We start from the raw sequence: 13,529 nt of genomic DNA on the forward strand, positions 1-13,529 counted from the left end.
ACCATGGTGCTGTCGAAGCCCCAGCGTTCGCGCCGTTTCGCTAGTGGTCGACAGCGACCGATCGATGTGCTGCCGCGCGCGGCACCGGGCTCATGACCAGCAGCGAGACACCCTGTCGCGGCAGGGCAAACGCCAGGCTGGCGATACCGCCATGGACGCGAAGTTGTTCCGGATCCGGGTCCATCGTCGCAAGTTCAGCGGCCTTCAGCAACGCCGCCCGCTGTTCGTTCGTGGGGGCCAGCGGCGATCCCATCGCGCGCCAGGTGGCAAAGCTGTTCGAGTGGTCCGCGTCGATCCGATACTGCGTCAGCGCAACGCCCCGCGCGAACGCACGCGGCAAGCGGCGCAGTTGGAGGTGTATCTCGGCCTTTGGTCCGGGTTGATCGTCGTCGTGATAGTGCCAGACCAGAACTGAAACGGCGTCTCCGTCGAGACTGGCGACGCTGCCGACGTCCGCGGTGTCGCGCACGCCGTCACGCAGTACCGTGTCCAACGCGACCTGATGGTCGGACGTGGCCGGGAGATACCGCCCCGTCATTTTGGCGAACATCTTGAAGAGGTTCATGATCGGCAAATCGATGCCATTCGAGGTCAGTTGCCGGAAACCGGCGAACGGCGCCTGATCCTCGAATTCGAATGCCCAGGACAGGATACCCTCGAGATGCAGGCCACGCCGCCCCGCGAGCGCCAACAGGCGCGGGAACGCGGCGGCCGTATAGCTCGAGTACAGGGTGCCGTTGCGGTAGGCGTTGGCCGGACCCTGACAGGCCGCACAGCCTTCCGGGTCCGCTTCACCGATGATGATGGGCGTGTTCCGGAAGGCAGGGTTCGCGGCGATCGCGGCGAACTCGTGATCGGCCGCCTTCAGCTGCGCGTTCAAGCCCATGCGAACATGACGGCCGTTCGCGTCCGCGATGACTTCGGGCTGGCCCTTGGCGTGGAAGGAGAGGAAGTCGAGGGGCATCCCGGCCGCTTGCTCGTGCGCCATGAACGCCGCGAGGAAATCGTCACCGGCGCCCGCGCTGTCCGGTCCGCCGACCCGCGCCTCCGGCAAGGCCCGCCGCACGCCACGGACGGCAGCGTCGTGCAGGCGAAAGAACTCTTCGCGTGTGCCACCCCAATAATATTGCGGCAAATTGGCTTCGTTCCAGGTCTCGAAATACCAGCTTGCCACGTCTTGGCGGCCATAGCGTGCGATGCAGTGCAGCACCCACGCGTGGATCAGCGCCTCCCAACGACCGTAATCGCGCGGCGGATAGGCCCAACCGGTCCGCAACGTGCCGCTGCCCGGTCGCCAGTCGTGTTGATAGGGGAGGGGCTTGGTCGACAGGGCCTGCGGCATGAAGCCGAGTTCGACATAGGGTTTGACCCCACGGGCGCGGTACGTGTCGAAGATCCGGTCGACAACGCTCCAGTTGTAGATCGCCCGCCCGTCCGGAGTTTCGGAATAGATGCCGGTGGACCCCCATTTGAAGGCAGGCGTGCCGTCGCCCGACGTCAGCAGATTATGGGTTCGGAAGTATACGCGATCATGGGCGAGGGAACCCAATGTCGCCAACGTGCTGCGGCCGTCCTTCATCGTTGCGTAATTGGGTTCGTCCGCACCAAAGAAACGCCAGACCGGGTCGACGGGCTTTCCCGGACTGCCTGCATCGATCGCGATGGTGACCGGAAAACTTGGGGTGCCAGGATCGGAACGGGCGCAGGCGGGTGCGCAGACGACCATCGCCGCGGCTGTCATCATTCCAAGCCGTTTCATTGTGTCACCACCTGCCCATGCCCGTGGAGGATGCGGACGACGGGACTGATGTGCAAGCGCTTGGACGGAAAGGCGCAACGCGCCAGGGCAGGCGGCCTGCCGCCCGTTCCTGGGATGCGGCGCACCTGGGCAGCCCGAAAGGGCGTTGCCGGCCGCGGCTTCGCTCATGCGATCGGGGCTACAAGATCGGAGCAAGCCACACCATCTCGCTGGCGCGCGCTTTCAGCTCCAGCGATCAAAGGACGTACCCATGAACATCGATCTCCAAGGCAAGACCGCTCTCGTCACGGGTTCGACCGAAGGCATCGGCTTCGGTATCGCGCAGAGGCTTGCAAAGGCGGGTGCGGCGGTGGTGCTCAACGGCCGAACGCCGGAAAAGGTCGACGCCGCGGTCGCGCGGATCGGCGGCAGTGCGCGCGGCGTAGCCGCCGATCTCGGCAGCGTCGAGGGCCATGATCTCCTGTTCGCTGCGGTGCCGCAGGCGGACATCGTCGTCAGCAATCTTGGCATCTTCCAGCCTGCCGACTTCTTCGAGACCGACGACGCCACCTGGGACCGGCACTGGCAGATCAACGTGATGGCTGGCGTACGACTGGCGCGAGCATATCTGCCGGGGATGGAAGAAAAAGGCTGGGGGCGCTTCCTCCTGCTGGCGTCGGAATCGGCATTCAACATTCCAGTCGAGATGATCCATTACGGGGTCAGCAAGACCGCCGACGTTGCTCTCGCGCGGGGGCTTGCGAAGCGGATGGCCGGCACCGGCGTGACCGTGAACTCGGTGCTGCCCGGCCCGACACTGTCCGAGGGCGTCGAGGCGATGCTGGAGACGGAGCGTGCCCGATCCGGCAAGCCGATCGCGGACGTCGCCGCGGCGTTCGTGCAGAAGCACCGGTCCAGCTCGATCATCCAGCGCGCGGCGACGGTCGAAGAAGTGGCGAATATGGTCGTCTATCTCGCGTCGCCCTTGGCGTCGGCCACGACGGGGGCTGCTCTTCGCGTCGACGGGGGCGTGATCGATACCTTGATGTGAGCCACCGGGGGAACGCGGCGCATGGCCGGACCCTGGCTGACGAAGAAAGCGACGACCCCATCCGCGGAACGCCGGAGGACGCGGACCGCTCACGCCTTCACGAGCATCCGCTCGGGCCGTCGGTGCTGCGCGCGAGAGAACAGCGCGAACGTGCGATTGACGTAATTGGCCACGCCGCTGAGGCTGTCGATATATGCCTTCACGTCGGGAACGAGGACCGCCTCGACGAGGCGTGGAATACGATCCGGGTCGGGGGTATCGAAGCGGAGATAAAACCACGGCTGGCCGCGTCGCAGCTTCAACGGCTGAGTCACATCATGCCACTCGAACGCCCACATCAGCTGGCGCGGCCAGATATGGACCGGGAACCGCCCGCCGATCATCAAGCCCGGCATGGCGAGTGACCCATAATCCAGGAACGGTGGAAACTGGTTCAACCAGGCCGGCGTGTCAGAGAGAAACACATAGGGCGTGACGATCTGGATGATTGGTCGATCCGGATGTCGCCATTCATTGCGGGCCACGACGGTGAGCATCTGGTTGAGCGCCGTCGAACGCACGGTGCTTTGCGGTCCATCGATATTGACCAGATGCGGCTGGCCCTTGGGATCGAAATCGAAGCGCAGGTGCAGGTCGACCGGACAGGATACGACGATGTTGCGTGCGTCGAAATCAATTGCGGCGGGGCATAACTGCACGGATTTGGCCGACTGCGGTTTGGCCACCTTGCGGTCGAACGCAGATGGCGCGTCCCAGATCAGGCTTGCCGCAGTCGGCATGAGTGCCCAGCCGATCTCGGCGGGGGCAGTGCGGGACCGAGTGCGCGTAAACATACCAATGACCTCTTTCTCGACCGAGCCGCGCGCGAAACCAAGCGTGTGCGCGATCAACGCTGGGATCCATGCTCCTTCGGCGCGGCGGAAAATCATTTCCGGCATCATCTGTTTAACGGATGCGGCACTACCCCCGAATCGGGCATAAACTCACAAGAACGTGCTTCGGGGCAGAGGGGCCGTCAATAGAGAGTGTGTAGTGGATAGGTCGAGCGGCAAGAGACGCCGTTCGGCCAACGATCGACCATGTGTTAGCTCTATAGAGGGATCAGTTCGATGACGCTGAGGACATTCTCCTTCAATCTTTCCGACATTGAACTTCTGTTGGCGCAGATCAACTTTCGCCCGCTATTCACCAAGAATGCGAACGGCGTCTTGGTTGTGGTCATCAACTGGACCGGCGATAGTGCGGTTTACGACGCAAACGGTACGCTGATCGTAGATCCGACCAATGGCGGGCAGCATGTCCCGACGCCGACGGAAATCAGCGCCAATCTCGCGCTGTATGGCGCATCGTACAGCGGGTATGTCGACATCGCGGGGCTGCGCTACGTAACAGGAAATTACAATAACCTATTGCCTGGCCAGCAATTCTGGGGCGCGGCCAATCAACCGTTCACGCGGCAGTCGGCGGCGGATTTTAATCATTACCTGAAACAGGTGCTGGGCGCAGTCTCGACCTCCACCAGCCAGAGCGCCGTCGCCAGTGATGGCCCGCTGACGAGCCACACCACCACGGTTCCGGTCGGCAACGGCACGGTGACGGTCACGTACAATACGTTGGATCACAGTGTCGTGGCGACGACGACGACGACGACGGACGGACATCATCTCGTCGTGTCGACCAATACGTTGAGCCAGACGCTGACGGTCCAGACGATGATTTCGGACGCGTCCGGGACCCATGCTGCGGGCGCACCGGTCACGACGCCACTGGCGCCATCGAGCTATCTTTCGGGCGGCGAGCTCGATCCGACGTATCACCCCGGCCTGGCCGCCAAGATCACCGCGGCGCAGACCGTCGGCACGACCACCGGGCTCGACATGGCGAGCTACAATCCGGGCAAGAGCGTCGTCGACTACACCCCGCGAATGATCAGCGAGACCGTCACCACCGGCGGCCATGTGACCTATGACGCCAAGGGGCACTATCTCAGCGGCGACGGCGTCGTCCTGATGCACGATGCCAAGGGACATGTGGTCTATTATTCGGGACAGACCTCGGCGCAGCTCCAGGCGTTCCAATATGATGCGAGCAAGACGATCGATACCCGCGGACTGGTCGTCGGCGCGGCGATCGTCGATACGTCGGTTCCGCTGCAGCCGGGGCAGCCCGATGGGTCGGGAGGCGTCACGCCCAACGGCGATGCCAACCTGTACAGCGGCGCGGGGTATGGGACGCTCGCGACCGTCGGGCAGCACGACAAGCAGAATACCGATGCGAACAATATCACCGGGTTCGGCAATCACGAATATTTCTACGGCAATATCGCCTCGATCGGCGGCAACGCGCCGAACAACCAGTTTCTCGCGCTGTTCGGACAGTTCTTCGATCATGGCCTCGACTTCATCGGCAAGGCGGCGGTCGACGGGCAGGGACATAGCGTCAACATCACGATCCCGCTCGCGGTCAACGATCCGCTCTACGGCGTGATCGGCAACGACGGACGGCCGACGACGTCGATCACCATCACGCGCGCGACCGTCGACAATACCTGGCTGAAGGATACCGCGGGGAACGTCCTCGATGGACACGACCTGGCGCATTCGGTGGTCGATGCCAACGGGGTCGCGGTGAAGGATGCCAATGGTCTAGCCTTGTCGCGCGCGGGCGCGGATGGCGTCTGGGGAACCGCGGATGACATAGCTTCGCTCGGCGGGGCGACGCAGAACTCCACGGTCGGCGCGGTTCTCGCGTTGCAGAACCCGACCTACATCAACCACTCCTCGCCCTATATCGACCAGAGCCAGACGTACGGCTCGGCGAGCGACGTCACGCAGATCCTGCGCGAATGGGTGGCCGATCCGAACCACCCGGGGCAGTATGTCGCGGGCGCCAAGTTGCTGGATGGGCACCAGACCGTATCGTACACCAACGCATTCGGCGCAGCGACGACCGCCATGCTGCCGACGCTGAACGAACTTCGCGCGGCGATCACGGCGACCGGACGCACCGCGCTGACGTGGGACGACGTGACGGACGCGCTCCGGCATCGCGATGCGCAAGGCCATGTCGGCTATTATGACAGCACGGGGACCGAGGTCGCGTACCTCGACGGCCAGACCGTCAACGGAACGACGGTGATCGGCGGACAATTGCACTGGGTCGACCCGACCAAGGCTGGACCAGTCGACCTGACCGGGTTGATCACACATTCCAGCGCCGAACCGCTTCTGATCGACATCAACCCGCACGTGGACGGCGCACACCTCACGTCGGCGCTTGCGCTCGATGCGATCGCCACGCTCAACGCGAGCCTTGCGGGAGTCGGCAGCCTTGCGATCGTCAATGGCGTCGTGACGCTCACCGTCGCGGCGGGCTTGCCCGGTGCGGGAACCTATACCGGCGTTGCGGCCCTGTCGCCCTGGGTCAACTTCACCGATTTCAGCATCACCAAGACACTCTTCAACGCGCCCGGCGCGCCGATCAGCGACGCGGTGCATGCGGCGGTCGGTGAAGTGCTGCTGGATTCGGTCGGCGACCATTATGTCGCCGGCGACGGGCGCGCGAACGAGAATTTTGGCCTGACCGCGATTCATCAAGTCTGGCACGAGGAGCATGGCTTCCAGGTGCAGAACCTCGAGGCGACGATCGCCAGCCTCGACGCGCAGGCGACCGCGTCGGGTCATCTGAACGGCACCAGCCTCAACCCCAATCACACGACCGTGCACAATTGGGAAACCGCGGTTGCCGTAACCAACCAGACGATCACCGACAGCTTCGTCTCGAGCGTCAAAGACGCGAAGGGGACAGGTAACCACTTCGAGGCGACCGGCGGCGTCCTGGCACGCGATACCGACGGGAACTTCTACGCTGCCAGCACCACCCTCGCGACGGCGCAGGCAGACACTCAGCATCACTTTGCCGGCTATGTCATGGTCGACAATACGGTGTCCGCGACGATCCAGGGCGGCGTGGTGACCAACGGCATCTCCGCGGCAGGCAATTACACCGATGCGAACGGGTTGCTCTCGTGGAACCAGGATACCGTCTTCAACGGCGCCAAGGTGACCGTCGAGATGGAGTATCAGCATGTCGCGGTCGATCAATTCTCCCGCGCCGTGTCGCCCAACATCCAGGAGTTCGCCGGCGTCAGCACCGCGCGCAACGCCGCGATCTCGCTCGAATTCGGGCAGGCGGCGTATCGCTTCGGCCATTCGACGCTGCGCGAGACGCTCGACACGATGGATCCGGCGGGAGGCGTCACGGGCAAGATCATGAGCTACGCGCTGGAGGAAGCCTTCCTCAACCCCGGCAAGTTCGCAACCGTGGGTGCGGGCGCGGTCGTCCAGGGTGCGGCGCGCCAGCTGATGAACGAAGTCGACCAGATCGTGACGCCAAGCCTCAACGAAGGGCTGCTCGCGCAACCGCTCGATCTAGGCGCGATCAACATCGCGCGCGGTCGTGATATCGGTCTGCCCACGCTTAACGCATTCAAGGCGGCAGCGGGGATCGGGCAGGTCTATACGAGCTGGGCGGCGTTCCAGCAGAATATGGTCCACCCTGAGCGGATCGCCGATTTCGTCGCGGCCTATTCTTTCGATGGCGATCTGGCCAAGGCTTCGACGATCGTCGATCTCGCGAATTTGCAGGCGGGGCAGACGCTGTCCGACAGCGAGGCGGCGATCGCCGCGACCAACGGCTGGGATCAGCTCTACGCGCACAATTTCATGAACAACATCGGCGTCGGCGATCCTGCCGACGGGGTCAATCATATCGACCTCTGGATCGGCGGCCTTGCCGAAGTCCATGTCGCCGGCGGCCTGCTCGGCGAAACGTTCGACGCGATCTTCGTCAACCAGATCGAGAATTTGATGGACGGCGACCGCTTCTATTATCTCCAGCGGTTGGTCAACACGTCCTTCGGCAATGAAATCCAGAACGAACAGTTCAAGGACATCGTCGAGCGCAATACCGGGACGCAACATCTCAACGGCAACATCTTTGCCTATGCGGACGAATATTACGACCAGGGTCGCGCCGCGAAAGTCGCGACCGGCGATCTGAGCGATCCGACCAAGGCGGGCGATCTGTACGCCGGGTCCAAATCCGACGGCAGCTGGGTCAAGGTGTTCGACGCGGCAACGCATCTGTGGTCCGGGTCGACGCCGGGCGTCTTCAATTCCACGGTCGTCAAGACCGGGGCGATCTACGACCTCTGGGGGCAACAGGTCACCGACCTGTTCGACGCCAACCACGTCAAGGTCTTCGACCGGACGACGATGGCCTGGACCAACGCGGCGTTGGCCGATGGCAGCAAGCCGCTCTATTATGACGCCAACACCGACGCCAACGGCGTCGCCAGCGCCACGCCGACGTCGTTCGTCTATCTCGGCGCGGACCAGCACAAATATGGTGCGATCATCGATGCGCATGCGGCGGACACGAACGGCCTGACCAGCGACAATGGGTTGAACAGCGTCGGCGGGCACGGCGTCGGCATCTATTCCGAGGATGCGGCGACCACTGCGCTCAACGGCAACATCGGGCGGCACAATGTCACGCTGGCATTTGGCGACGACACCACCCCGGGTTCGCCGGTGATCAGCTTCGGCGAGAATTACATCTATGATGCGCGCCCCGATGCCACGACGGTCAACAAGGACGGCAGCATCGATGGCGGCGCCAATTCTGCTGAAGTGATCGTCGGCACCAAGTTCGACGACTTTATCCAGATGGGGATTGGCGACGACACCGCTTACGGTGATGGCGGCAACGATATCATCTACGGCGGCAACGCCAATGCGGGGCACAACTCGATCTACGGTGGTGACGGCAACGACTATCTGGTCGGCGGCGACGCGCCCGACCTGATCGATGGCGGCACCGGCGACGACTGGGTCTTCGGCGAATCCTCGGGTTCGAGTGTCAACGGTCTCGATCAGCTGATCGGTGGCGCGGGCAACGATCATATCTTCGGCGGCATCGGCATCGACAAGATCTTCGGCGGCGTCGGCGACGACTATATCTATGGTGGTCAGGATACCGACCCGACCGTCTTCGGTGGCGACGGGAACGACTATATCAACGGCGGTACCGGGGTCGACACGCTCAACGGCGACAATGGCGATGATATCCTCGACGGCGGTCCAGGCGTCGACCAATTGTTCGGCGGCAGCGGCGACGACATCCTGCGCCCCGGCGATATCGCCGATGTCGCGGGCAACGGCGGCGGCGGCGACGTGCTGATCGGGGGCGACTCCGCGACCAACGCCAATGGCACCAGCACCGACGACGGGTTCGATTTTGCGGACTATAGCCAGCAGACCGGCACCAACGGCCTCGTCGGCGATCTCGCCAACCAGGCAGCGGTCAGCCAGCTGCCCAGGGACAAGACGCCGTTGCCTCCGGGGATTACCGCTGCAACGACGACGGGCGATGTCTGGTTCGAGATGGAAGGGATCATCGGCACCAAGAACGCCGATCATCTCTACGGCGACAGCCCGGCCGATCCGAGCGCGACACCGGTCAGCCATGGCGACAACTGGCTCGTCGGCGGATCGGGCAACGACGTGATCATGGGCCGCGGTGGCAACGATGTGATCATCGGCGGATCGATCCGGCTCGACAGCCTGATCGGCACCTACGCCAGCCCCTCGCACCCGACGGACGCCTATCAGGCGGCCAACGACTTCTCGACCAATGCCGAAGGGGCGAGCCACCGCATCTATGACGATGCGACGCTGCAGCATAACGGCCTGCTCGACGCGGCGAACGCCGCCGTCGTCGCGGACGGGTTCGCCGGGGTCAGCTTCGAGAAGCACCTGACGACGCTGCTGCAATCGCGCGCCTACAAGGACTATGTGCTCGGCGACAACGGGACTGACGGGACAGCGAATATCGCGGCCTATACCGGGGCCTTCACCGATTACGACATCAAGAGCGTGACCGTCACGGATGCGAGCGGCCATGTCATTTCGGCCTTGCTGGTTCACGATCATCGTCCGGTCGGGCCAACCGGCCTGCTGGCGGATGGTATCACGCCAGGCGATGGCACCGACCTGCTGGTCGGGATCCAGGCGCTCGAGTTCAATTTCAACGAGACCACCGGGACCGGCACGGTCTTCAACCTGTCGACGCCGGTGTTCCAGTCCCCGGCGACCTTCTCGCTCAACGAGAACACGACGCTCGCTGGAACGGTGGCGGCGGTAGCGACGCTTCCGATCAGCTATTGGATCGTTACCGGCGCCGGCGCCGGCGCCGACGCGGCGCTGTTCACCATCAACGCGACGACGGGCGCCCTTTCGTTCCGCACAGCACCCAATTTCGAGGCACCGCTCGCCGCGGGCGGCGGCAATATCTACGACGTCGTGGTGCAGGCGAGCGATGCCGCCGGCGCAACGATGCAGGATATCAAGGTTAGCGTCGTCAACGTCGACGAAGCCGTGACGGGCACCCTCAACCTGTCGAGCTATTCGATCAACGGGGCGGCCGTCACGCTCAACGCGACCAGCACGCTTGCTGACCCGGACGTGATCGGCGCGCTGACGCTCAGCTATCAATGGCAGTCGTCGGCCAACGGCACCGCATGGACCAATATCGCGGGGCGGACCACAGCCTCCCTGACCACCACGGCGGCGCAGGCGAACCAGTTTGTCCGGCTCCAGGTAACCTATACCGATCCATTCGGGCAGCACACGGTAGCCTCGACCGAGACCGCCTATATCGGGACGGCAGGTGCCAACACCACCATCGGAACCGCCGGGAACGACCTGGTCTTCGGTCTCGGAGGTGCGGACACGCTGGGCGGCGGCGGGGGCGACGATGTCTTCGTCTTCAGTGGCACCACGGCCGCGGTCGCGGTCAACGGCGGGGCGGGCAGCGACACGATCAAGGCGATTGCCGACAATACCGTGATCGCACTGTCGTCGATCGCCAATGTCGAGGCGATCACGGCGGACGGCCACGCCGGGGTTACCATCGCCGGAACCAACGGCGCCGATACGCTCGACTTTTCGACGGTCACGCTGACCGGCATCACCTCGATCAATGGCGGCGGGGGCGCCGACACCATCACCGGCTCGGCCGGCGCCGACGTGATCGACGGTGGCGCTGGTAACGACACGCTCTACGGCGGGGGAGGGAACGACACGTTCCTGATCGGCCTGAACAGCGGCGTCGACGCGCTTTACGGCGGCGCTGGTGCGGATACGATCCTTGCCACGGCGAATGGGGCGACGATCGGGCTGGGGACCAGTTTCTCGCTGGCAGCCAACAGTATCGAGGCGATTTCCGCCGGGGCCTTCACAGGGGTAACGATCGCCGGCACGAACGGAACGGACGTCTATGATTTCAGTGGCACGACGCTCACCGGAATTAACGTCATCAGCGGCGGCGGGGGCAGCGACACCATTACCGGGTCGGCCGGCAACGACACGATCGACGGCGGCTCCGGCGACGACACGCTATACGGTGGCGTCGGCAACGACACCTTCCTGATCGGTGCCAATAGCGGGGTCGATGCGATCTTCGGTGGGATCGGCAACGACACCATCGTCGCCTCGCAGAACAATGTCGTCATTGGTCTGGGGACGAGTTTCAACTTGGCCACCAATGGTGTGGAAACGATTTCGGCGGGGGCATTCGCGAACGTCGTGATCAACGGCACCGGTAACGCCGATACCTATGATTTCACGGGCATCACCCTGACCGGCATCGGTTCGATCAACGGTGGCGCGGGGAACGACATCATCACGGGCTCCGCGGGGAACGACACGATCGTCGGCGGCGCCGGTGCCGACACGCTTCGCGGCGGTGGCGGCAGCAACCGCTTCGTCTACAACGCGGTCTCGGAGTCGACCGGTACGAACACCGGTACGAACTACGATTTCCTCGCAGACTTCGACTTCGCCAAGGACAAGATCGTCCTGCCCAGCGCCGTGGATGTGTGGAACACGTATCGGCCCACCATCACTAGCGGGACGCTCAGCACCGCTACCTTCAACGCCAATCTGGCGGCGATCTTCAACGGTGCGTTGCAACCCAATTCGGCGGAATTCTTCACGCCGACCGCGGGAACACTGGCGGGGCACACGTTCCTGGTCATCGATGGCAATGGCATCGCGGGCTACCAGGCCGGCCAGGACTGGGTGTTCGAGGTCAGCCATCTGCCCACCAATCTGACCGGGCCGCTCGCGGTCGACTTCATCGTCTGACGCCACCGTCGCGGTCCCCGCTTCGGGCGGCGGGGATCGCGGCGGTGTCGGCTTTGCCGCGACGGGGCGCGGCGTTCGTCAAATGGGGAAGCAATAATGAAGCGTGGATGCCACTATTGGCACATCGGGGTTGCAGCATTCCTTCTTACTTCGCTGGTGATCGTATCGGGGGCAGGCGCAACGACGCCTGATCCCATTCTCCTTCCACCCCCCAGCGGAGCGCCGCTCGACATCGACTTCACCAAGGACCCGCTGTTGCGTTTCGCGCATACGGCGGCGCCGGAGCGACCGTTCCTGCAGGCATTGGGAACAGCGGTCGAACACCATCCGTCGGTCGAGTCGGCAATCACCAACCAGCAGGCGACCAAGGCAGTGCGAACCCAGGTTCGCTCGGGTCTGTTTCCCAAGCTCGACACGCAACTGCTCTACAATCGCGTCCTCTCCCGCGATTTCGCCGGTCGTACCGCGATCGTCGAAAGCCTGCAGCCACGGATCAGGACCGACCTGACCGTCACGGGCGACCAGCTCCTGTTCGATTTCGGCGCGACGGGCAACCGGATCGCCGCTGCCAACGACCGGATCAAGGCGGCAAGTGCCGAGGTCGAACGCGTCGCCGCCGAAACCGCCTTGCGGGCGATTGCCGCCTGGTACGACGTGTTGGCCTATCAATCCCTGTGCGACCTCAGTTCCGCAATGGTGACCCGGCAGACCGAAATACTGGCCGACGTTCGGTTGCGGGCCGCGCAAGGTGTCGGGCCGATCAGCGATATTGCGCGCGCCGAGGCGATGCTTGCCGACGCGCAGGCGCAGGGGACGCGCTTCGACCGGCAACTCGCGCAATCGCGCAATCGCTACCGGGAAGTCTTTCAGGACGAACCGCCAAACCGTCTCGATCGACCGCTTCCGAGCAGCAGCCTTGCCCGCAGCCGGGATGCCGCCGAGGCGCTCGCCAGCAAATCGCCCAGCGTTCAGGTCGCGCGGCATCGCGCGGAAGCGGCGCGGCGGGACTATCGCGCGGTGCGGGACGACCGTCTGCCGCGCCTGTCGGCGGGCGTGAACGGCGCGCGTTACGACGTTTTCACCAGCAGCGATTATGAAGTTCGGGGCACCATCGTCCTGCGGCAGAGCCTGTTTGCAGGCGGCCATCAGCGCGGGCTGATCGATCAGGCCAGCGCGCAGGCACGCTCCGCCGACTTCATCGCGGACCGGGTCGAGGGCGAGGCCGATCGCGACGCCGGGGTCGCCTTCACCGACCTCGAGGCGCTCGGTCGCACATCGGCGCGGCTGGAGGCGGCCTATATCGCCAATCGCCGTGTCCGCGATGCCTATGCCGAGCAATTTCGCGTCTCGCGCGGCACGCTGATCGAGTTGCTGCGCGCGGAACAGGACTATTTCGTCGCCGCCACCAGCTACCTGCAAGCGACGATCGATGTCGACGTCGCGCGGTACACGCTGCTGACGCGGACGGGCGAAATTCTGCCGCTTGCTGGGCTTCAATTTGTCTCCAACGAGTCTTCAGGGAGCCGATGAC

At 64.0% G+C, this 13,529-nt stretch carries 5 protein-coding genes; 3 read left to right on the top strand and 2 right to left on the bottom strand.

Annotated features, from left to right (window positions below; translation table 11 throughout):
* Positions 1-40: 40 nt before the first annotated feature.
* On the bottom strand, positions 41-1,744 hold the full coding sequence (locus L8K25_RS10640; protein WP_242138890.1) for a beta-xylosidase: 1,704 nt from the start codon (positions 1,742-1,744) through the stop codon (positions 41-43).
* Positions 1,745-2,009: 265 nt separating this feature from the next.
* On the opposite strand from L8K25_RS10640, the gene L8K25_RS10645 reads away from it, so the two are divergent.
* Positions 2,010-2,789, top strand: coding sequence for an SDR family oxidoreductase (locus L8K25_RS10645; RefSeq protein ID WP_242138891.1), 780 nt, complete (start codon positions 2,010-2,012; stop codon positions 2,787-2,789).
* Between the two features lie 89 nt (positions 2,790-2,878).
* Here L8K25_RS10645 and L8K25_RS10650 read toward each other — a convergent pair whose 3' ends face one another.
* On the bottom strand, positions 2,879-3,622 hold the full coding sequence (locus L8K25_RS10650) for a hypothetical protein (protein ID WP_242138892.1): 744 nt from the start codon (positions 3,620-3,622) through the stop codon (positions 2,879-2,881).
* A gap of 276 nt (positions 3,623-3,898) precedes the next feature.
* Between L8K25_RS10650 and L8K25_RS10655 the strand changes: the two genes are divergently transcribed.
* Positions 3,899-11,998 (top strand): peroxidase family protein, encoded by an 8,100-nt coding sequence (locus L8K25_RS10655; protein ID WP_242138893.1) that lies wholly within the window; start codon positions 3,899-3,901, stop codon positions 11,996-11,998.
* 96 nt (positions 11,999-12,094) lie between these two features.
* A complete protein-coding gene (locus L8K25_RS10660) occupies positions 12,095-13,528 on the top strand; it encodes a TolC family protein (protein ID WP_242138894.1) in 1,434 nt (477 codons plus the stop codon).
* The last annotated feature ends 1 nt before the right edge of the window (position 13,529 follow it).

Source organism: Sphingomonas sp. TREG-RG-20F-R18-01 (assembly GCF_022662475.1).
GTDB lineage: Bacteria > Pseudomonadota > Alphaproteobacteria > Sphingomonadales > Sphingomonadaceae > Sphingomonas.